This window comes from Pseudomonas sp. RW409, from assembly GCF_003184125.1.
In the GTDB taxonomy this organism is placed as follows: domain Bacteria; phylum Pseudomonadota; class Gammaproteobacteria; order Pseudomonadales; family Pseudomonadaceae; genus Aquipseudomonas; species Aquipseudomonas chlororaphis_I.
Genome location: NZ_QHHP01000042.1, coordinates 730,500 through 749,232 on the forward strand (window position 1 = coordinate 730,500; position 18,733 = coordinate 749,232).

The following is an 18,733-nucleotide window of genomic DNA, read 5'->3' on the forward strand; positions in this document are numbered from 1 at the left end:
TTCCATGCCGAAGTCATAGGTCGCGAGCCTGGGGCTCGTGACCGTATTCCTGGTGGGTGACAGTCATGTACTGCAACACCCGTACCGTTTTCCTTGCCGTGGGCTGGAAAACCGCAGCCATCCGCACGCGCGGTTTGGCTTCTGAAAATCCGATTGGTTCAACCAAAGAAGTGCAAGAAAAGCGCTTGAGTTTCTTGTCTGATTTGTGTTTGGTTTTTGGCCTGAAACCCTAGATATAGGGTTTTTTTGCGGCCGAGCTACAAGATAATGCGTTTTTGGGGGTGATTGCAACGTACAGCCTGTGGATAAGGTTGTGCGTAAATTGTGTATGAAGCGAGTAAACCTCACGCAGGCCGCAGCAGGGCTGGATCCTACCGTTTGTCACTGTTTTTTACCCTGCAAAACTGCCCGGGGCGGATTTTTGCGGGCGCGAACCCTATCACAAAAAAACGCCTTTACCGAGCGCATTCAGCGCCTTGTGTTCACGGCCTTTGCCGTTGCTACAATCGGGCCTTCGATGCATCGTTTTATCCATTTCACATTACAAAAAGACGGGCGGATTCTTCCGGAGCCCGTACCTGGCAAGCAGAGGTCACCGTGGAGCAAGAAGCGTGGCAGATATTGATCGTCGAGGACGATCAGCGACTGGCCGAGTTGACCTGTGAATACCTGCAGAGCAACGGACTGCGCGTCGCCATCGAGGGCAATGGCGCCCTGGCCGCGGCGCGGATCATTGCCGAACAACCCGACCTGGTGATCCTCGACCTGATGCTGCCCGGCGAGGATGGCCTGAGCATTTGCCGCAAGGTCCGCGATCGTTACGACGGACCGATCCTGATGCTGACCGCGCGCACCGACGACATGGACCAGGTGCTGGGGCTGGACACCGGCGCCGACGATTACGTGTGCAAGCCGGTCCGTCCGCGTCTATTGCTGGCCAGGATCCAGGCCCTGTTGCGGCGCAGCGAACCCGTGGACGGCGCCGCGCCGGAGAAATCCCGGCGCCTGCAATTCGGCCCGCTGGTGGTGGACAGCGCCTTGCGCGAAGCCTGGTTGCACGATGCCGGTATCGAGCTGACCAGCGCCGAGTTCGATCTGCTCTGGCTGCTGGTGGCCAATGCCGGGCGCATTCTGTCCCGCGAGGAAATCTTCACCGCCCTGCGCGGCATCGGTTATGACGGCCAGGACCGTTCCATCGATGTGCGCATCTCCCGGATCCGCCCGAAAATCGGCGACGACCCGGAACACCCGCGGCTGATCAAGACCATCCGCAGCAAGGGTTATCTGTTCGTCCCCGAAGCCGCTGCCGATCTGTCGTCGTGAACTCCATATTTCTGCGCATCTACGGCGGCATGTGCGCCGCGCTGATTCTGGTGGCGCTGTTGGGCGTGCTGGCGCTGCACCTGCTCAATCAGGTGCGCAGCGAGCAATACCGCGAGCGCCTGGCCCACGGCACGTTTTCGCTGATGGCCGACAACCTGCAACCGATGAGCGAAATCGAGCGCCGCCGCGCCCTGGCGGTATGGGAGCGCTTGTTGGGCATTCCGCTGACCCTGCAAACCTTCACCCAGACCGGCCTCGACCTCGGGCAGCGCAACCGCGTGCTGCGCGGCCAGGCCCTGGTGGAGCAGACCGGGCCTTACGCGGCGCGGGTCTATCGCCTGGTCAGCGAGCGGGAACAACTGCTGCTGACCGGTGAGGTGCAGCAGATCAGCGAACAACTGGCGCGGGCGACTATCTATCTGCTGGCCGACGAGTTGGTGCGCTTTCCGGTGGCCGAGCAGCCGGAGCGCCTGGCGGCCTTGAAAAAGGACAAGGGCTTTGGCTTCGACATGCACCTGGTCACCCAGGACGACGCGGACATGGACGAGGACCAGCGTCGCCGGGTTGCCGAGGGCGATACGGTGATGGCCCTGGGCAAGGGCGGCGACTCGATCCGCGTGTTCGCGGGGATGGTCGGCACGCCCTGGGTCCTGGAAATCGGCCCGCTGTACCAGATGAATCCCTACCCGCCGCAGTGGCTGGTGTTGATCGCGGTGCTGGGACTGAGCCTGATCGGCCTGATCGTCTATTTATTGGTGCGCCAGCTGGAGCGACGTTTGCGTGGCCTGGAATCGGCGGCCACGCGCATTGCCAAGGGCAGCCTGGAGGCCCGGGTGCCGGCCGGTGGCGCCGACTCGGTGGGGCGACTGGCGGCGGCCTTCAACGGCATGGCCGAGCACTTGCAGCGCTTGCTGGCGATTCAGCGCGAGCTGGTGCGCGCGGTCTCCCACGAGTTGCGCACACCGGTGGCGCGCCTGCGCTTCGGCCTGGAAATGATCGGCTCGGCGACGACGCCCCAGGCCCGGGACAAATACATGGAGGGCATGGACAACGATATCCAGGACCTCGACCGGCTGGTGGACGAAATGCTCACCTATGCGCGGCTGGAGCAGGGTTCGCCGGCGCTGAACTTCCAGCGCATCGACCTGGATGCCCTGATCAACCAGGTGATCAGCGAGCTGGCGCCGTTGCGTGCGCAGGTCAAGGTGCAGCGCGGCTCATGCCTGTCTGCGGCGGATTGCGATGGCGCCTGGGTCGAGGCCGAGCCGCGCTACCTGCATCGGGCGTTGCAGAACCTGGTGAGCAACGCCATGCGTCACGCCGAGTCGCAGGTGCTGGTCAGTTACCAGGTGGGGCAGATGCGCTGTCGGGTCGACGTCGAGGACGATGGCCCGGGGGTTCCGGAAAGCGCCTGGGAGCGGATATTCACCCCGTTCCTGCGCCTGGATGACAGCCGCACCCGCGCTTCGGGCGGTCACGGCCTGGGCTTGTCGATCGTGCGGCGGATCATTCACTGGCATGACGGCCGCGCGTTGATCAGCAGGAGCAAGACCCTCGGCGGCGCCTGCTTCAGCCTGAGCTGGCCACGGCACCAGGATAAAGGTTGAGGGCCTGCGCTCAGGTTCGTCCGGGCATCAAGCCCGGATGCTGACCAGGCTCAGCAGTTGCCCGTCCTGCAGGGCGAATTGCGCGTCCAGTTCACTGCCACTGCGCCATTCGCTGGACAGGTCGGTCAGCAGGCGCAGACGGATCTGGCCGCTGGCTGTCCACTCCAGCACTTCGGCGTGTTCGAAATAGAAGCGTTGCTGGACGATCGGGTACAGCGCCTTGAACAGGCTTTCCTTCACCGAAAAGGTCAGGGTGACCCAGAGCGCCAGTTGCTCGCGCGGGGCGGCCGCCATGCGCTGCATTTCGGCCGGGATAAGGATTTCCCCCGCCAGGCGTTCCGCCCGTTCAATGTTGAGCAGGTTCTCCAGGTCCATGCCCAGCCCGCGCCAATGCTCCTTGCGCGCGACGATCGCCGCGGCACGCCCGGTGCTGTGGGTGATCGAGCCACTGATGTGCGCCGGCCAGACCGGAGCCCGGTCCTCGCCGATCGGCGGAATGCAGTCCAGGCCGTCCAGGCGTTGCAGGGCGGCGCGGGCGCAGAAGCGACCGGCGAGAAACTCGGCCTGCCGTTTCGCCACCGAACGTTGAATGCTCGCGGGCGGCTCGATGGCGCTGAGCTGGAAGTCGTCGCTGGCCAGGCGCGAGGCATCGAAATGGGTGCCGAGCAGGACGGTGTCCGGCAGGGCGTCGGGCAGCGGCCACTGGTCGTCGAGTGGGGTGCAGCAGGCGGGGAGGGTAGGGATGAGATTCATGCCAGGCATTTTGCCGGGTTGTAAGGCCGGAGGGTAGCCTGGCAACCGTCGGCCTTGAGGCCGCTGTCCCGGGAGTTGAGGCCCCCGGGGCGGTCGGTGCGGGATCAGTTGAACAGTTTCTTGAAGAGCGCCTGCATGTCCGCCCACGAGCGTTCATCGGCGGCCTTGTTGTAGCCGATGTCCAGCCCGCCATGTTCGCCGTGGCTCATGCGGTCGGCATCCGGATTGCTGAAACTGTGCTTGGCGCCCTCGAGGTTGACGAACTGGTAGTCGGCGCCGGCCTTGTCCATTTCTGCCTTGAAGGCGCTGACGTTATCGGCGGTGACCATGCTGTCGAGGGCGCCGTGTTCAACGAGAATCTTCGCCTTGACGCTGCCGGGGGTGGCTGGGGTGTTGGTGACCAGGGCGCCATGGAAGCTCACCACCCCGAGCAGGGGCAGGCCCTGGCGCGCCGCGTCCAGCACCACCTTGCCGCCGAAGCAGTAGCCGATCGCGGCCAGCTTGTCCGGGTCGGTCTGCGGTTGTTTCTTCAGCAGGTCGAGCCCGGCCTTGAAGCGTGCGCTGGCGGCGGCACTGTCTTTGGAGGCGGCCTGCATGAAGGCCATGGCGTCTTTCGGGTGCTCGGTGTTCTTGCCGTCGCCGTACATATCGATGGACAGGGCGCTGTAGCCCAGGGCTGCAAGGTCCCGGGCCCGGCGTTTGGCGTAGTCGTTCAGGCCCCACCATTCATGCACCACCACTACCCCTGGGCGTGGCCCTTTCAGCGCGTCGTCATAGGCGTAGTAGCCGATGAGCCGGGTACCGTCGGGGCTCTGGTAGGGGATTTCCTGGGTCTTGATGGCCGCCTGGCTCATTGCGCAGAAGGTCAACAACAAGCAAGCAAAAAGCGCGCGCATAGTCCGTTCTCCTTTAAAAGACTGCCAGACAGCCTAGTCGATTTGATTCAGCCGAGGTTCAGAGTGTGTTCAGGGGGAGTTCAGGGCGGGGTCGGTAGTCTGGCCCCGTACCCAAAAACACATAGCGAATGAGGAAATACCCCCATGACTACTTTCAAGAAGATGATCCTGGCCTTCACTGTTCTCGGCGCCAGCGCTGTCGTCCAGGCCGCCGACAGCAACTTCGCCAGCCTTACCTACGGCCAGACCAGCGACAAGGTGAAGAAGTCCAGTCTGCTCAACAGCAACCTGAACAACCCGAACGCCGACGGTGTGATCGGCAAGGACAACACCTGGGGCGTGCGCCTGGGGCAGCAGAATGACCAGCACCGCTACTACGCCACCTACGACAATGTCTCCGGTTCCCACAATGGCATTAAACTGCGCCAGGAAAACCTGCTCGGCAGCTACGATGTGTTCCTGCCAGTGACCAGCAGCACCAAGCTGTTCGGCGGCGGCACCGCGGGCCTGACCAAGCTGACCCAGGATTCCCCAGGCTTCAGCCGCGACAGCGATATCGGTTACGCCGTCGGCGTGCAGGCCGGTGTCCTGCAGCAGGTTTCACAGAACACTTCGGTCGAACTGGGTTACCGTTACCTGCGCAGCAATGCCAGCACCGAGATGAGCGAGCGCAGTGGCAGCAAGCAGGGTTCGCTGAGCCTGACCAGCAGCGCCCAGACGTACCTGTCGGCCAACTACGCTTTCTAAAATACCGTCCTGGTTCTGACCGCGCCGGATCTGCCAAGGCAGGATCCGGCGTTGCCATATATACGATCAGGGCGCCTGAGCGCCCTTGGAGATGTCGAATTTTGCCTGGGAGAGCTGCATGAAACTGCTCGTCGTTGAAGATGAGGCGCTGCTGCGCCATCACTTGCAAACCCGCCTCACGGACAGCGGCCATGTGGTCGAGTCCGTGGCCAATGCCGAGGAGGCGCTGTATCAGACCGAGCAGTTCAACCATGATCTGGCGGTGATCGACCTGGGCCTGCCGGGCATGGGCGGGCTGGACCTGATCCGCCAGCTGCGCTCAAGGGGCAAGGCATTTCCGATCCTGATCCTGACGGCTCGCGGCAACTGGCAGGACAAGGTCGAAGGGCTGGCCGCCGGCGCCGACGACTATGTGGTCAAGCCCTTCCAGTTCGAGGAACTGGACGCGCGCCTGAATGCCCTGCTGCGCCGCTCCAGCGGGTTCACCCAGTCGACCATCATCGCTGGTCCGCTGCTGCTCGACCTGAATCGCAAACAGGCCTCGCTCGACGAACAGCCGCTGGCGCTGACCGCCTACGAATACCGGATTCTCGAGTACCTCATGCGCCACCATCAGCAGGTGGTGGCCAAGGACCGCTTGATGGAGCAGCTGTACCCGGACGATGACGAGCGCGATCCGAACGTGATCGAGGTGCTGGTCGGCCGCCTGCGGCGCAAGCTGGAAGGTCCTTCGGGCTTCAAGCCCATCGATACCGTGCGTGGCCTGGGTTATCTGTTCAACGAGCGCTGCCGATGATTCGATCGTTACGCCTGCGCCTGATGCTGGCGGCCACGACGCTGGCGGTGCTGTTCATGCTGGCGTTGTTGCCGGCCATGCAAGGCGCGTTCAGCCTGGCGCTGCAGGATTCCATCGAGCAGCGCCTGGCCTCCGACGTGACCACGCTGATCTCGGCGGCCCGGGTCGAGAACAATCACCTGCAAATGCCGGCGCAACTGCCGGACGAGCGCTTCAACCTGACCGACAGCCGCCTCCTGGGCTACATCTATGACCGGGAGGGGCGGCTGGTCTGGCGTTCCAAGGCGACCCAGGAAGAGAACATCAACTACAAGCCGCGTTATGACGGCCGCGGCAATGAGTTCGCGCGCATCCGCGAAGTCAACGGCCAGGAGTTTTTCGTCTACGACGTCGAGGTCAAGCTGCTCGGTGGTAAAAGCGCGGCGTTCAGCATCGTCGCCCTGCAGCCGGTACGTGAGTACCAGTTGACCCTGGAGGGCGTGCGGGAAAACCTCTACCTCGGTTTCGGCGCCGCGTTGCTGGTGCTCCTGGCGCTGCTCTGGCTTGGCCTGACCTGGGGCCTGCAGGCCTTGCGCCGGCTGAGCCAGGAGCTGGACGAAATCGAAAGCGGCACCCGGGAAAGCCTCAGTGAAGAACACCCGCGCGAGCTGTTGCGCCTGACCGGCTCGTTGAACCGCCTGTTGCACAGCGAGCGCGAGCAGCGCAGCCGTTATCGCGATTCCCTGGACGACCTGGCCCACAGCCTGAAAACCCCGCTGACGGTGTTGCAAGGGGTCAGCGAGGACATGGCCCTGCGCCCCCAGGATCGCGAACAGGCCTGGGTGCTGCAGACCCAGATCGAACGCATGAGCCAGCAGATCAGCTACCAGTTGCAGCGGGCCAGCCTGCGCAAGAGCGGCCTGGTGCGTCACCAGGTGCGTCTGCGTCCGGTGCTGAAAAGCCTGTGCGACACCCTGGACAAGGTCTATCGCGACAAACAGGTGCGGGTATCGTTTGATCTGCCGGAGCGTTGCTATGTGCCGATCGAGCATGGGGCCTTGCTCGAGCTGCTGGGCAACCTGCTGGAGAACGCCTACCGCCTGTGCCTGAGCGAAGTGCGCATCAGTGTCCGCCAAGACCTTCACGGCGCGCAGTTGTGTGTCGAGGACGACGGGCCCGGTGTGCCGCCGGACCAGCGGGCGCGGATTCTCCAGCGTGGTGAACGGCTGGATCGCCAGCATCCGGGGCAGGGGATCGGCCTGGCGGTGGTCAAGGACATCATCGACAGCTACGGCGCGCAGCTGACCCTTGGCGATTCCGCCCTGGGCGGGGCGGCGTTCCGCATTCACTTCCCGGCGATCTGAGCGGCGCGCTCAGGTTTCCTGGGCGCGGTAGGCGCCCGGCGTCAGCCCGGTCCACTTCTTGAACGCGCGGTGAAAGGCCGAGGGCTCGGAAAAGCCGGTCTGCTCGGCGATCTGTTGCAATGACAGGTCGGCCCGACGCAGATGGTAGATGGCGATATCGCGCCGCAACTGATCCTTCAATTCCTGAAAGCTCGTGCCTTCTTCGCGCAAATGCCGGCGCAGAGTCTGCGGGCTGATGTGCAGGTGCTGGGCGATGCTTTCCAGGTCTGGCCAATGGTTGCTGTCGCGGCTGAGCAGGTGGCGCAGCTGGCTGCTCAGGCTGTCGCCGTCATCCGGGCGGGCCAGCAGGTCGGCGGGGGAGCGCTCGAGAAAGTGCTTGAGGGTTCGTTCGTCCTGCAGCAGCGGCATGCTCAGGTAGCGGCTGTGGAACAACAGGCTGCTGCAGTCGCGGGAAAACACCAGGGGGCAGGGGAACAGCAGGTCGTACTCGTTGCCATGCTCGGGTTTCGGGTAGCTGAAACAGGCCTGTTCGAGGCGGATGCGCTGGCCAATCAGCCAACTGCCGAGGCGATGCCAGATCACCAGCAGGCTCTCGCTGAGAAAGTGGTCCGGGTCCCACAGCCCAGCGTCGTCCAGGCTCAGGCGGGTCATTTCCCCTTCGCGCGTCAGGCTCAGCCGCGGCGCCTGGGGGAACAGGCTATAAAACAGCAGGCCGCGCTGCAGGGCCTTCTCCAGGTTGCTGCAGTGGATCAGGGCGTGGCACATCATGGCGAAGGTGCCGCGCTTGCTCGGGCCGTCGCCGAACCCCAGGTACTCGTCATCGAGGACTTGCCAGAGCTGTTGCAGCAGGCTGGCGAACTGCTCGGGGGCGATACGGGCCTTGGGTTCGTTCAGCAATTCGAGGCTGATGCCCAGGGTCTGCAGCAACTCCGAATAGTCGTAGCCCCGTCGGCGGGCCCCGCCCAGGGCGGCGCGGGCGAAATGACTGGCGATGGTGCGTTCGCGCATGAAGGTTGATCCGTCCATTAAGTGGCGGATGTTAACAGCCGCCAGCGACCGGACAAGGCGGATATCCGCCAAATTGTAGGACGAGGGCCGGATGATGGGCGGAAATCCGCCACTTCGTGTGGGGCGAGGAGCGCGAAGGGCGAGAGCAAACCCTGATGTCCAAAGGCCTTCAGGTTTTTTGGGCAAGCTGGCACGGGCTTTGCGATAGCGAGCGAGGAGAAGGGAGCAGCGAAAGGTGTTCCCCGCAGCTCTACACAACAAATCCCTCCAGTGCAGGAGGGTTCGCACTTTAGGCGTCGTGTGCATCGATGGATGGTGTGCAACGGTGCTCTTGAGGAACTTTGCAATGACGACTCGTCAGCCACTGTACAAATCCCTGTATTTCCAGGTGATCGTTGCCATCGCCATCGGCATCCTGCTCGGTCACTTCTACCCGCAGACCGGTGTGGCCCTCAAGCCCCTGGGTGACGGGTTCATCAAACTGATCAAGATGGTCATCGCGCCCATCATCTTCTGTACCGTCGTCAGTGGTATCGCCGGCATGCAGAACATGAAATCGGTGGGCAAGACCGGTGGCTACGCGCTGCTGTACTTCGAAATCGTCTCGACCATCGCCCTGCTGATCGGCCTGGTCGTGGTCAACGTCGTGCAGCCGGGCAACGGCATGCACATTGATGTGTCGACCCTGGATGCCTCGAAAGTGGCGGCCTACGTCACCGCCGGCAAGGACCAGAGCATCGTCGGCTTCATCCTCAACGTCATTCCGAACACCATCGTCGGCGCCTTCGCCAACGGCGATATCCTGCAAGTGCTGATGTTCTCGGTGATCTTCGGTTTCGCCCTGCACCGCCTGGGTGCCTACGGCAAGCCGGTGCTGGACTTCATCGATCGCTTCGCCCACGTGATGTTCAACATCATCAACATGATCATGAAGCTCGCGCCGATCGGTGCGCTGGGTGCCATGGCCTTCACCATCGGCGCCTACGGCGTGGGTTCGCTGGTGCAGCTGGGCCAGTTGATGATCTGCTTCTACATCACCTGCGTGCTGTTCGTGCTGGTGGTGCTGGGCGCCATCTGCCGCGCCCACGGTTTCAGCGTGCTGAAGCTGATCCGCTACATCCGTGAAGAGCTGCTGATCGTACTGGGTACTTCCTCGTCGGAATCGGCCCTGCCACGCATGTTGATCAAGATGGAACGCCTGGGCGCGAAGAAATCGGTAGTGGGTCTGGTGATCCCGACCGGTTACTCCTTCAACCTCGACGGTACCTCGATCTACCTGACCATGGCGGCCGTGTTCATCGCCCAGGCGACCGACACCCACATGGACATCACTCACCAGATCACCCTGCTGCTGGTGCTGCTGCTGTCCTCCAAAGGTGCTGCGGGCGTGACCGGTAGCGGCTTCATCGTGCTGGCGGCAACCCTGTCGGCCGTGGGTCACCTGCCGGTGGCCGGCCTGGCGCTGATCCTGGGTATCGACCGCTTCATGTCCGAAGCCCGTGCGCTGACCAACCTGGTGGGTAACGCGGTAGCCACCGTAGTGGTCGCCAAGTGGGTCAAGGAGCTGGACGAAGATCAGCTGCAGGCCGAGCTGGCTTCCGGTGGCCGTGCTATCAGCGACACCCGCGAAGAAGACGACCTGGGCGTTGCCGAAGGCCCGACCCCGACGACCGTGAAGTAACTTCACCGCGTTGATGAAAAACCCGCTCCGGCGGGTTTTTTCATGCCCGGCGTTTGAGCGCAACGGTCAGCCCGGGTGGCGCTTGCGGTGATTGCCGGGCCTTGAGGCGCTGCCTACTCTGTGGGCAATCAATCGGCAAGGGAGAGTGTTCATGCAAGGGCCACTGGCGTCACTCAAGGTACTGGATTTCTCCACGCTGCTGCCGGGGCCGTTCGCCTCCTTGCTGCTGGCGGACATGGGCGCCGAGGTGCTGCGCATCGAATCGCCGACCCGCATGGACCTGCTGCGGGTGCTGCCGCCCCACGATCAGGGCGTTTCCGCCAGCCATGCCTACCTCAATCGCAATAAACGCAGCCTGGCGCTGGACCTCAAGCAGCCCGAGGCGCTGGAGGTGATCCGCCAACTGGTGCTGGAGTACGACATCGTGCTGGAGCAGTTCCGCCCCGGGGTGATGGAGCGCCTGGGGCTGGGCTACGAGGCGTTGAAGGCGATCAACCCGAAGCTGATCTATATCTCGATCACCGGTTACGGCCAGACCGGCCCGTATCGGGAGCGCGCCGGCCACGACATCAATTACCTGGCCCTGGCGGGCCTGGCCAGCTACACCGGGCGCAAGGACAATGGACCGCTGCCCCTGGGCATCCAGGCGGCGGACATCGCCGGAGGTTCGCTGCATGGGGTCATCGGCCTGCTGGCGGCAGTGATTGCCCGCCAGCACAGCGGCCTGGGGCAGCACCTGGACGTGAGCATGACCGATTGTGTGTTCAGCCTGAATGCCATGGCCGGGGCCGGCTACCTGGCGTGCGGGATCGAGCCCGCGGCGGAGCAGCAGGTGCTCAATGGCGGCAGCTTCTATGACTATTACCGCAGTCGGGATGGTCGCTGGCTGTCGGTGGGCAGCCTGGAACCGCCGTTCATGCAGGCGCTGTGCAAGGCCCTGGGGCGTCCGGAACTGGCGGCCCAGGGGCTGTCACCACAGCCGGAGCAACAGCAGGCGCTCAAGCAGGCCTTGCAGGTCGAGTTCGAGAAACACGATTTTGCCGAGCTCTGCGAATTGTTTGCCGGGGTCGATGCCTGCGTCGAACCGGTGCTGGGCCTGGCGGAGGCGGTGGTGCATCCGCAGTTGCAGGCGCGGCAGCTGGTCAGCCAGGTGCCGCGTGGCGATGGCAGCTACCAGGCGCAGATGGCCTGTCCGTTGAAGTTTGCCCAGGGGCTGCCGGAGCCGCGGCATATCGGGGCGGCGCTGGGGGCGCATAGCGACCAGGTGCTGACCGAGCTGGGTTACAGCACGCAGCGCATCGCTGAGCTACGCCAGGGCCGGGTCATCCTGTAGGGCCGGGTTCACTCCACCCGCATTTCGCCGCTGAACACCAGGGTGTGCCGGCAACGCCGACACAGATAACGCCGACCCTGGGCGACCAGGCGGTGGCGCTGGGCGGAAAACGGGAAATCGTTGTCGCAGGGGCAGCGATAGATGTAGCGCGTCACGCTGCGACGCTGGATCTCGTAGGTGTGGCAGCGATTGGGCGGGAGTTCGTACACCCCGCGCATGATCAGTTGCCATTCTTCGCCGTGGGGCTGGATGCGCTCGCCGAACAGTTGGTGGGCGATCAGGTGCGCGACTTCATGGGCCACGGTCTGCTTGAGGAAGTCTTCGGTGTTTTCCCGGTACAGCTGCGGGTTGAAGCGCAGCAGGTTCTCGTGCAGGTGGGCGACACCGGCTTTCTGGCCGCGCAATTTGAGGCTGACCACCGGGCGTTTGAAAGGTCGTTTGAAAAAGGATTCAGCGAGTTGGAAACAGTCTTCGACGCGGGTATTGAGTTGCTCGGGCATGCTTAACGGCTCTCCAGAGCGGGTGAGTATGCCGCAAAGCTGATGCATTCCGAATCGTCCAGGCGCCGAATGGTCGTTGCGCAGATTAGAAGGCCGCCTTGCGGCGGCCTGTGTTGGCAGATTGTGTTTGTTTTTTGAGCAGCGTCAGTTGGTGTAAACGGGGCCGACGCCAAGACCCCAGACGATCACGGTGAACGCCATGATCGCGACCAGCACCACCAGCCCAACGGCCAGTACGGAGCTTGAGAACAGGAAACCTTCGTCCGATGGAATGTTCATGAAGGTCGGCAACCCGACATACAGCAGGTAAACGGTGTAACTGATGGCGGCCGTGCCGACGATCATGCCGAGCCACATGTGCGGATACAGCGCCGCCAGGCCGCCGATGAACAGCGGCGTCGCTGTGTAGGTGGCAAATGCGATGCAGCGTGCAAGGCTCGGGCTGGCGTCGTAGGTGCGGGCCATCCAGTGGACGAAGGCGCCCATGACCGCGACCCCGCCGAGCATCGCCAGGTACGACATGATGGTCATCCACAGCGCGCTTTCCATGGTCAGCATGACCGGCGCTCGATTACCAATGACCCAACCGACCTGGGTGGTGCCGATAAAGGCCGAAATCGCTGGAATCGCCGCGAGAATCAGCGTGTGGGTGAGGTACATGTGGCTGATGCTTTCCTCTTCGTCGCCACGTATTTCTCGCCATTCCTGATCGGGGTGGGTGAAGAGTCCCACGACATGATGAATCATAGTCAGTCACTCCTTTGTTATTGCCATCGCCCCCCAACGGAGCGCCTACGGGCCAGTGGCCAAGTAAGTAAAGGTCTGAATATGTGTGCGACCTTATGTCGCAGTATAGAAAGGACTGCCTTGCAAAAGGCGCAGGCGTTAGAGCAAATCGCGCTGTCGACGCAGCTGGTAATCGCATTCGGTGATTTGATCGGTCGACTGGCGCCCGGCGCTTCGCCCGCGCGCGGTTTTTGCGTAAAATGACCGGCTTTTCGTCACACACCGCGGATTTCAAGCGCCATGGGCACTCTTACGGTCAACCAGAACAAACTGCAGAAACGCTTGCGCCGCCAGGCCGGGGAAGCGGTCGCCGACTTCAACATGATCGAAGACGGCGACAAGGTCATGGTCTGCCTGTCCGGCGGCAAGGACAGCTACACCATGCTCGACGTGCTGATGCACCTGCAGAAGGTTGCACCGATCAAGTTCGAGATCGTCGCCGTGAACATGGACCAGAAGCAGCCCGGGTTCCCCGAGCACGTGCTGCCGGCCTACCTCGAGACACTGGGTGTGGAGTACCACATCGTCGAGAAGGACACCTACTCGGTGGTCAAGGAACTGATCCCGGAAGGCAAGACCACCTGCTCGCTGTGCTCGCGCCTGCGTCGCGGCACCCTGTACACCTTCGCCGACGAGATCGGCGCGACCAAGATGGCCCTGGGACACCATCGCGACGACATCGTCGAGACCTTCTTCCTCAACATGTTCTACAACGGCTCGCTCAAGGCCATGCCGCCCAAGCTGCGGGCCGACGATGGGCGCAACGTGGTAATCCGCCCGCTGGCCTATTGCAGCGAGAAGGACATCCAGGCCTATTCCGACCTCAAGCAGTTCCCGATCATCCCGTGCAACCTCTGCGGCTCCCAGGAAAACCTGCAGCGCCAGGTGGTCAAGGAAATGCTCCAGGAATGGGAACGCAAGACCCCGGGCCGTACCGAAAGCATTTTCCGCGGCCTGCAGAACGTGGTGCCGTCGCAGCTGGCGGACCGTAACCTGTTCGACTTCACCAGCCTGAAGATCGATGAAACCGCGGCCTCGCGTTTCGTCAATGTGGTGAACCTCTGAGTCGTTTCGCGGCTCTGTATCGTGGAATCACGGCGCTCCTCTGAGCGCCGTTTCTTTATCGTCATTAGGAGAGGGCATGCGCGATTACAAGTGGCTGCACGAATACTGTCTGAACCGTTTCGGTTCGGCGGCCGAGCTGGAAGCCCATCTGCCGGTGCCGAAAACCCCGGCGCAATTGCGCAAGATCAGCGATGACCGTTATCTCTCGACCCTGGCCCTGCGGGTGTTTCGCGCCGGCTTGAAGCACAGCCTGGTGGACGCCAAGTGGCCGGCTTTCGAAGAAGTGTTCTTTGGTTTCGACCCGGAGAAAGTGGTGCTGATGGGCGCCGAGCACCTCGAGCGGCTGATGCAGGACACGCGGATCATTCGCCACCTGGGCAAGCTCAAGAGCGTGCCGCGCAACGCGCAGATGGTGCTCGACGTGGAAAAGGAGAAGGGCAGCTTTGGCGCCTTGATCGCCGACTGGCCGGTGACCGACATCGTCGGCCTGTGGAAGTACCTGGCCAAGCACGGTCACCAGTTGGGCGGCCTGTCGGCCCCGCGCTTTCTGCGGATGGTCGGCAAGGACACCTTCGTGCCGACCTATGACGTGGTGGCGGCGCTGAATGCGCAGCAGATCATCGACAAGGTGCCCAGCAGCCTCAAGGACCTGGCCACTGTGCAGGGCGCCTTCAACCAGTGGCACGCCGAAAGTGGCCGGCCGCTGTGCCAGATCTCGATGATGTTGGCCTATACGGTCAACCACTGATTCGGGGTTGATCTCATCGCGGGCAAGCCTCGCTCCTACAGAAAACCGCATGCTTCTGTAGGGGCGAGGCTTGCCCGCGATGGCGTACCGTCAGGCGGCGCTGACCTCGCCTTCGCCCGCCAGCTTGCGGTTGAGCTGGAAGCGCCAGCGCACGTAGAGCAGGGCCGAGCAGAACACCGCCAGGCTGGCGAGCATTTCCAGGACGCCGAACAGCTGGCGGTTCGGATCGTAGGCGGCCAGCGCGCCCTTGATGAAATACAGGTTCACCACAAAGCACATCCACGAATGCCCGCGCGCGCTGCCCACCAGCATGCCCGGCGCCATCAGCAGCAGCGGTACCAGTTCGATCAGCAGGATCACCCAGGGCCGGGCGCCGTGCAGGTCGGCGACGAACAGGTAGTAACCGCAGAGCAGGCCGACCAGGCCGAAAAAGCAGATCAGGCTCAGCACTCGGGTGATGCGTACGCGCGGCTCCAGCCATTCGATGGCCGGCAGGATCTTCGGCTTTTTAGCCACGGCTGCTCTCCAGTTGCAGGGCCGTCTTGGCCAGGCGCAGGCCCAGGGCGCGGCAGAGGGCGACCTCGTGCTCGTTCAGCGGGCTCTTGCCGTCGGCGCCGGCATGGTGGCTGGCCCCGTAAGGCGTGCCGCCGCCACGGGTTTCCAGCAGGGCCGATTCGCTGTAGGGCAGGCCGGTGATCAGCATGCCGTGGTGCAGCAGCGGCAGCATCATCGACAGCAGGGTGGTTTCCTGGCCGCCGTGCAGGCTGGCGGTGGAGGTGAACACCCCGGCCGGCTTGCCCACCAGGGCGCCGGTCAGCCACAGGTTGCTGGTGCCGTCGAGGAAATACTTCAGCGGCGCGGCCATGTTGCCGAAGCGCGTCGGACTGCCTAAAGCCAGGCCGGAGCAGTGCTTCAGGTCATCGAGGCTGGCATACAGCGCGCCGTCTTCCGGGATGCTCGGGGCCACGGCCTCGCAGTCGGCGGAGATCGCCGGCACGGTGCGCAGGCGCGCCTCCATGCCACCTTGTTCGATACCCCGGGCGATCTGCCGGGCCATCTCGGTGGTCGAGCCGTTGCGGCTGTAGTAGAGAACCAGGATGTACGGCGTACTCAAGGCAGGATCTCCAGCACGTTCTCCGGCGGCCGGCCAATGATGGCCTTGTCGCCGACTTCGAGAATCGGCCGTTCCATGAGTTTCGGGTGCGCGGCGATGGCGGCGATCAGCTGCGCTTCGCTCAGGCTGGCGTCGGCCAGGTTGAGGCTCTTGTACTCGTCTTCGCCGGTGCGCAGCAGCTGGCGGGCGCCGATCCCGAGCTTGCCCAGCAGGCTTTGCAGCTGGGCGGCATCGAGCGGGGTTTCCAGGTAGCGGACCACGGTCGGGGTCAGGCCACGGGCTTCCAGCAGTTCCAGCGCACCGCGGGATTTCGAGCAGCGCGGGTTGTGATAAAGCGTCAGATCGGTCATGGGCGGGTCGCATCTTGCGTAAGGTGGCGGCTATTCTACCTGTGCGACGGGCAGTCCTGAACCTTGCGAGGCGATGGGTCGCACGAGAAAGCGGGTTTGACTGTTTTTTTTCAATACAAGGATCAAGGCATGGCAAGGCAACTGGCAGCGGCATTGGCGATCATCGGCACCTTGTTGCTGAGCGGCTGCGGTAACGATTACGGGGTCGATCAATATGGCCGGCAAGTCGCCGCCGAGCGCGTGGACAAGCAGTGGCTGGTGCTCAATTACTGGGCCGAATGGTGTGGGCCGTGCCGCACCGAGATCCCCGAACTCAATGCATTGGCCGAAGGGCTCAAGGGCCAGCCGGTGAGTGTGCTGGGGGTCAATTTCGATAACGTCCAGGGCGAAGAACTGAAAAGCGCCAGTGAAAAACTGGGCATCAAGTTCACCGTGCTGGCGCAGAACCCGGCGGAGATTTTCGACCTGCCACGCAGTGAAGGGTTGCCGGTCACCTACATCATCGATGACCAGGGCAAGGTGCGTGAGCAACTGATGGGCGAGCAGACCGCGGCGGGCGTGATGGCGAAGCTGGAAGCCCTGCGCGGGCATTGATCCGTAGCCGCTGCCGCAGGCTGCGAACGGCTAGCAAGGCCGTTGCGATCTCGGGATCGCTGAAGGCCTGCGGACCTTATCGCAGCCTGCTGCAGCGGCTACAGGGGGCGGTCAGCCTTCCTCGAGCCACCAGCGCAATGGCTTGCCTTCGGCCGGCCAGAAGCGCACTTGTTCGATCGGGGAAATGTCCCAGCGCTGGACGGTTTCCAACGCCTGCAGGAAGCGTCGTTCCTGCTCCATCAGTGCGGGCGCGCACATCTTGCGGGTGCTGCCGACCTTGCCGAAGCTGAGCTTGTCGCCGTCCAGGGTGTAGGGGGCGAACCAATGGTTGCAGCCGCCGTTGCCGTAGGCGCGACCGTCTTCACCGAGGGTGATGGTCAGGTGGCTGTAGTCGATCAGCGGACGCTCGCCGATCCACTCCAGGATATAGCTGCGATCCTGCTGCAGTTTCACCGGCTCCGCCGCGCAACCCAGCAGGCCGGCGCCGAACGCGGCGGTCAACGCCAGGCGTTTCATTGGGCGGCTCGCTGGCATTTCGGGCAGAGGTGTTTTTCCCCTTCACTGATCCAGCCCAGCTCGGCGATCCGTGCGCTGGCCGCGGGTTTTTGCGCCTTGCTGCCCAGCTTGGCATCCACTGCGAACTCGAAGCTCAGCTCGGCCGCGCAGCTGTCGCAGTTGACCTGCCACTGATGGATCGCCAGCTCGCCGAATACCGGGCCGCGGGCCACGGCGACCCATTGGCCGACCGGGTTGATCAGGTGCCGCACGGTTTCCACCGTCAGGCGCATCGACAGGTCCTTGCTGCCCTTGAGGGTGACGATCAGCACGTCGTCGTTGCGGATGGAACCACCGTTGCCGGTGACCTGATAACGGCCGGGCACCAGGGCGCGGCATTCGATCAGGGTGTGTTGCGGGTTCATCAGGCTGTAGCGGAAATCGTGTTCGACCATGGGTCCTCCAAATCTGGCGCGTATGCTAGCACGCACCCTGATATCTCAGGTTGCAGGCAGATGACCTTCGCTTACCGCCGGTCCGTCGACTCAACCTTCCACCTGGTTGCAGGGCGTGCCGGCGGCCCAGGCAGCGATGTTGTGCAAGGTGGTGTCGGCGATCGCCGCCAGGGCTTCGCGGGTGAGGAAGGCCTGGTGGGCGGTGACTATCACGTTGGGGAAGGTCAGCAGCCGCGCCAGCACGTCGTCCTGCAGCGGCAGGTCGGAGCGGTCCTCGAAGAACAGCTGCGCCTCCTCTTCGTAGACATCCAGCCCCAGGTAGCCCAGTTGGCCGTTCTTCAGGGCTTCGATCAGCGCCGGGGTATCCACCAGGCCGCCGCGGCCGGTGTTGATCAGCATCGCCCCCGGTTGCATCCGGGCCAGGCTCTGGCGGTTGATCAGGTGTTTGCTGTCGGCGGTGAGCGGGCAGTGCAGGCTGATGATCTGCGCCTGGGCCAGCAGCTCCGGCAGGCTCAGGTAACGCGCGCCCAGGGCCTCGACTTCTGGGTTGGGGAAGGGGTCGTGGGCCAGCAACTGGCAGCCGAAGCCGGCCATGATCCGGGCGAAGGTGGCGCCGATCTGCCCGGTGCCGACGATACCGACGGTTTTTCCCACCAGGTCGAAACCGGTCAGGCCGTGCAGGCTGAAGTCGCCTTCGCGGGTGCGGTTATAGGCGCGGTGCAGGCGGCGGTTCAGTGCGAGGATCAGGGCTACGGCATGCTCGGCCACGGCATGGGGCGAGTAGGCCGGGACCCGCACCACGCTCAGGCCCAGGCGCTTGGCCGCGGCCAGGTCGACATGGTTGTAGCCGGCCGAGCGCAGCGCGATCAGGCGCGTGCCACCGGCGGCCAGCTGTTCCAGCACCGGGGCGCTCAGGTCGTCATTGATAAAGACGCAGACCACTTCGTGGTGCTCTGCCAGGGCCGCGGTGTCCAGGCTCAGGCGCGCGGCCTGGAACTGTAGCTCGAGGCCCGGCGGCCGCTCGGCGCCGAGGAAGCTGTCGCGGTCATAGTTCTGGCTGCTGAAGAGAATCGTGCGCATGGCGTCGTCCTTGTGGGTGGTTGCCCCCAGCATGAACCTTCGGGGCAACCGGGTCGTTG

General features: G+C 63.5%; 22 protein-coding genes. 11 read left to right on the forward strand and 11 right to left on the reverse strand.

Annotated features, from left to right (window positions below; all coding sequences use genetic code 11):
- Positions 1 to 65: 65 nt before the first annotated feature.
- From DK261_RS33100 to DK261_RS30380, 3 genes are all read left to right on the forward strand, one after another.
- On the forward strand, positions 66 to 233 hold the full coding sequence (locus DK261_RS33100) for a hypothetical protein (RefSeq protein WP_155290718.1): 168 nt from the start codon (positions 66 to 68) through the stop codon (positions 231 to 233).
- 364 nt (positions 234 to 597) lie between these two features.
- Positions 598 to 1,323, forward strand: a complete 726-nt coding sequence (locus DK261_RS30375) for a winged helix-turn-helix domain-containing protein (protein ID WP_016702519.1) — start codon at positions 598 to 600, stop codon at positions 1,321 to 1,323.
- Positions 1,320 to 2,930, forward strand: a complete 1,611-nt coding sequence (locus DK261_RS30380; RefSeq protein ID WP_009050296.1) for an ATP-binding protein — start codon at positions 1,320 to 1,322, stop codon at positions 2,928 to 2,930. The genes DK261_RS30375 and DK261_RS30380 overlap by 4 nt, the downstream gene beginning before the upstream one ends.
- Before the next feature lie 27 nt (positions 2,931 to 2,957).
- Here the strand turns inward: DK261_RS30380 and DK261_RS30385 are convergent, their stop codons facing one another.
- The gene (locus DK261_RS30385) at positions 2,958 to 3,683 is read right to left on the reverse strand and encodes a 4'-phosphopantetheinyl transferase (RefSeq protein WP_038634305.1); all 726 of its coding nucleotides are present in this window, start codon (positions 3,681 to 3,683) and stop codon (positions 2,958 to 2,960) included.
- 104 nt (positions 3,684 to 3,787) lie between these two features.
- On the reverse strand, positions 3,788 to 4,579 hold the full coding sequence (locus DK261_RS30390) for a dienelactone hydrolase family protein (protein ID WP_009050294.1): 792 nt from the start codon (positions 4,577 to 4,579) through the stop codon (positions 3,788 to 3,790).
- 144 nt (positions 4,580 to 4,723) lie between these two features.
- On the opposite strand from DK261_RS30390, the gene DK261_RS30395 reads away from it, so the two are divergent.
- The 3 genes from DK261_RS30395 to DK261_RS30405 all read left to right on the forward strand — a co-directional run bounded on the left by DK261_RS30395 (position 4,724) and on the right by DK261_RS30405 (position 7,465).
- Positions 4,724 to 5,326 (forward strand): hypothetical protein, encoded by a 603-nt coding sequence (locus tag DK261_RS30395; protein ID WP_007931772.1) that lies wholly within the window; start codon positions 4,724 to 4,726, stop codon positions 5,324 to 5,326.
- A gap of 118 nt (positions 5,327 to 5,444) precedes the next feature.
- Positions 5,445 to 6,122 (forward strand): response regulator, encoded by a 678-nt coding sequence (locus DK261_RS30400; protein WP_007931776.1) that lies wholly within the window; start codon positions 5,445 to 5,447, stop codon positions 6,120 to 6,122.
- Positions 6,119 to 7,465 (forward strand): ATP-binding protein, encoded by a 1,347-nt coding sequence (locus DK261_RS30405; protein ID WP_016702515.1) that lies wholly within the window; start codon positions 6,119 to 6,121, stop codon positions 7,463 to 7,465. The genes DK261_RS30400 and DK261_RS30405 overlap by 4 nt, the downstream gene beginning before the upstream one ends.
- Positions 7,466 to 7,474: 9 nt before the next feature.
- On the opposite strand, the gene DK261_RS30410 is transcribed toward DK261_RS30405, so the two are convergent.
- Positions 7,475 to 8,473, reverse strand: a complete 999-nt coding sequence (locus DK261_RS30410) for an AraC family transcriptional regulator (protein WP_110177280.1) — start codon at positions 8,471 to 8,473, stop codon at positions 7,475 to 7,477.
- A gap of 346 nt (positions 8,474 to 8,819) precedes the next feature.
- Here DK261_RS30410 and DK261_RS30415 point away from each other — a divergent pair, with 346 nt between their 5' ends.
- Positions 8,820 to 10,154: a dicarboxylate/amino acid:cation symporter gene (locus DK261_RS30415; RefSeq protein ID WP_009050291.1), complete on the forward strand. Its 1,335-nt coding sequence runs from the start codon at positions 8,820 to 8,822 to the stop codon at positions 10,152 to 10,154.
- A gap of 151 nt (positions 10,155 to 10,305) precedes the next feature.
- Positions 10,306 to 11,487, forward strand: a complete 1,182-nt coding sequence (locus DK261_RS30420; protein ID WP_110177281.1) for a CaiB/BaiF CoA-transferase family protein — start codon at positions 10,306 to 10,308, stop codon at positions 11,485 to 11,487.
- Positions 11,488 to 11,495: 8 nt separating this feature from the next.
- Here DK261_RS30420 and DK261_RS30425 read toward each other — a convergent pair whose 3' ends face one another.
- Together DK261_RS30425 and DK261_RS30430 are read right to left on the reverse strand one after the other, a co-directional pair.
- On the reverse strand, positions 11,496 to 11,987 hold the full coding sequence (locus DK261_RS30425; protein WP_007931787.1) for a SprT family zinc-dependent metalloprotease: 492 nt from the start codon (positions 11,985 to 11,987) through the stop codon (positions 11,496 to 11,498).
- Positions 11,988 to 12,131: 144 nt separating this feature from the next.
- A complete protein-coding gene (locus DK261_RS30430) occupies positions 12,132 to 12,734 on the reverse strand; it encodes a Yip1 family protein (RefSeq protein ID WP_009050289.1) in 603 nt (200 codons plus the stop codon).
- 279 nt (positions 12,735 to 13,013) lie between these two features.
- Between DK261_RS30430 and ttcA the strand changes: the two genes are divergently transcribed.
- The gene (gene ttcA / locus DK261_RS30435; protein ID WP_009050288.1) at positions 13,014 to 13,838 is read left to right on the forward strand and encodes a tRNA 2-thiocytidine(32) synthetase TtcA; all 825 of its coding nucleotides are present in this window, start codon (positions 13,014 to 13,016) and stop codon (positions 13,836 to 13,838) included.
- A 76-nt stretch (positions 13,839 to 13,914) separates the two neighbouring features.
- Positions 13,915 to 14,586: a DNA-3-methyladenine glycosylase I gene (locus tag DK261_RS30440; RefSeq protein WP_009050287.1), complete on the forward strand. Its 672-nt coding sequence runs from the start codon at positions 13,915 to 13,917 to the stop codon at positions 14,584 to 14,586.
- A gap of 90 nt (positions 14,587 to 14,676) precedes the next feature.
- Here the strand turns inward: DK261_RS30440 and DK261_RS30445 are convergent, their stop codons facing one another.
- Genes DK261_RS30445 through arsC form a run of 3 tightly spaced genes read right to left on the reverse strand, consistent with a single transcriptional unit; the run spans position 14,677 to position 16,050 of the window.
- Positions 14,677 to 15,102 carry a DUF2069 domain-containing protein gene (locus DK261_RS30445; RefSeq protein ID WP_009050286.1) on the reverse strand — a complete coding sequence of 142 codons (426 nt, stop codon included), beginning with the start codon at positions 15,100 to 15,102 and terminating at the stop codon, positions 14,677 to 14,679.
- Positions 15,095 to 15,700 (reverse strand): NAD(P)H:quinone oxidoreductase, encoded by a 606-nt coding sequence (gene wrbA, locus DK261_RS30450; RefSeq protein ID WP_009050285.1) that lies wholly within the window; start codon positions 15,698 to 15,700, stop codon positions 15,095 to 15,097. The genes DK261_RS30445 and wrbA overlap by 8 nt, the downstream gene beginning before the upstream one ends.
- The gene (gene arsC / locus DK261_RS30455) at positions 15,697 to 16,050 is read right to left on the reverse strand and encodes an arsenate reductase (glutaredoxin) (protein ID WP_009050284.1); all 354 of its coding nucleotides are present in this window, start codon (positions 16,048 to 16,050) and stop codon (positions 15,697 to 15,699) included. Before arsC ends, wrbA begins: the two co-directional genes overlap by 4 nt.
- A gap of 129 nt (positions 16,051 to 16,179) precedes the next feature.
- Between arsC and DK261_RS30460 the strand changes: the two genes are divergently transcribed.
- Positions 16,180 to 16,644 (forward strand): TlpA disulfide reductase family protein, encoded by a 465-nt coding sequence (locus DK261_RS30460; protein WP_009050283.1) that lies wholly within the window; start codon positions 16,180 to 16,182, stop codon positions 16,642 to 16,644.
- 111 nt (positions 16,645 to 16,755) lie between these two features.
- Here DK261_RS30460 and DK261_RS30465 read toward each other — a convergent pair whose 3' ends face one another.
- The 3 genes from DK261_RS30465 to DK261_RS30475 all read right to left on the reverse strand — a co-directional run bounded on the left by DK261_RS30465 (position 16,756) and on the right by DK261_RS30475 (position 18,674).
- Entirely contained in the window at positions 16,756 to 17,160 is a 405-nt protein-coding gene (locus DK261_RS30465; RefSeq protein ID WP_023966598.1) for an META domain-containing protein, read from the reverse strand.
- Positions 17,157 to 17,594: a hypothetical protein gene (locus DK261_RS30470; RefSeq protein WP_009050281.1), complete on the reverse strand. Its 438-nt coding sequence runs from the start codon at positions 17,592 to 17,594 to the stop codon at positions 17,157 to 17,159. The genes DK261_RS30465 and DK261_RS30470 overlap by 4 nt, the downstream gene beginning before the upstream one ends.
- Before the next feature lie 90 nt (positions 17,595 to 17,684).
- The gene (locus DK261_RS30475) at positions 17,685 to 18,674 is read right to left on the reverse strand and encodes a 2-hydroxyacid dehydrogenase (RefSeq protein WP_110177283.1); all 990 of its coding nucleotides are present in this window, start codon (positions 18,672 to 18,674) and stop codon (positions 17,685 to 17,687) included.
- Between the last annotated feature and the right edge of the window lie 59 nt (positions 18,675 to 18,733).

Excerpts from the sequence above, each read along its gene's own strand:
- DK261_RS30390 (WP_009050294.1), bottom strand. The coding sequence starts at position 4,579 with ATGCGCGCGCTTTTTGCTTGCTTGTTGTTGACCTTCTGCGCAATGAGC.
- DK261_RS30385 (WP_038634305.1), bottom strand. The coding sequence starts at position 3,683 with ATGAATCTCATCCCTACCCTCCCCGCCTGCTGCACCCCACTCGACGAC.
- DK261_RS30415 (WP_009050291.1), top strand. The coding sequence starts at position 8,820 with ATGACGACTCGTCAGCCACTGTACAAATCCCTGTATTTCCAGGTGATC.
- DK261_RS30410 (WP_110177280.1), bottom strand. The coding sequence starts at position 8,473 with ATGCGCGAACGCACCATCGCCAGTCATTTCGCCCGCGCCGCCCTGGGC.
- arsC (WP_009050284.1), bottom strand. The coding sequence starts at position 16,050 with ATGACCGATCTGACGCTTTATCACAACCCGCGCTGCTCGAAATCCCGC.
- DK261_RS30475 (WP_110177283.1), bottom strand. The coding sequence starts at position 18,674 with ATGCGCACGATTCTCTTCAGCAGCCAGAACTATGACCGCGACAGCTTC.
- DK261_RS30460 (WP_009050283.1), top strand. The coding sequence starts at position 16,180 with ATGGCAAGGCAACTGGCAGCGGCATTGGCGATCATCGGCACCTTGTTG.
- DK261_RS30405 (WP_016702515.1), top strand. The coding sequence starts at position 6,119 with ATGATTCGATCGTTACGCCTGCGCCTGATGCTGGCGGCCACGACGCTG.
- DK261_RS33100 (WP_155290718.1), top strand. The coding sequence starts at position 66 with ATGTACTGCAACACCCGTACCGTTTTCCTTGCCGTGGGCTGGAAAACC.
- DK261_RS30400 (WP_007931776.1), top strand. The coding sequence starts at position 5,445 with ATGAAACTGCTCGTCGTTGAAGATGAGGCGCTGCTGCGCCATCACTTG.
- DK261_RS30470 (WP_009050281.1), bottom strand. The coding sequence starts at position 17,594 with ATGGTCGAACACGATTTCCGCTACAGCCTGATGAACCCGCAACACACC.
- DK261_RS30440 (WP_009050287.1), top strand. The coding sequence starts at position 13,915 with ATGCGCGATTACAAGTGGCTGCACGAATACTGTCTGAACCGTTTCGGT.
- DK261_RS30430 (WP_009050289.1), bottom strand. The coding sequence starts at position 12,734 with ATGATTCATCATGTCGTGGGACTCTTCACCCACCCCGATCAGGAATGG.
- DK261_RS30425 (WP_007931787.1), bottom strand. The coding sequence starts at position 11,987 with ATGCCCGAGCAACTCAATACCCGCGTCGAAGACTGTTTCCAACTCGCT.
- DK261_RS30395 (WP_007931772.1), top strand. The coding sequence starts at position 4,724 with ATGACTACTTTCAAGAAGATGATCCTGGCCTTCACTGTTCTCGGCGCC.
- DK261_RS30420 (WP_110177281.1), top strand. The coding sequence starts at position 10,306 with ATGCAAGGGCCACTGGCGTCACTCAAGGTACTGGATTTCTCCACGCTG.
- ttcA (WP_009050288.1), top strand. The coding sequence starts at position 13,014 with ATGGGCACTCTTACGGTCAACCAGAACAAACTGCAGAAACGCTTGCGC.
- DK261_RS30465 (WP_023966598.1), bottom strand. The coding sequence starts at position 17,160 with ATGAAACGCCTGGCGTTGACCGCCGCGTTCGGCGCCGGCCTGCTGGGT.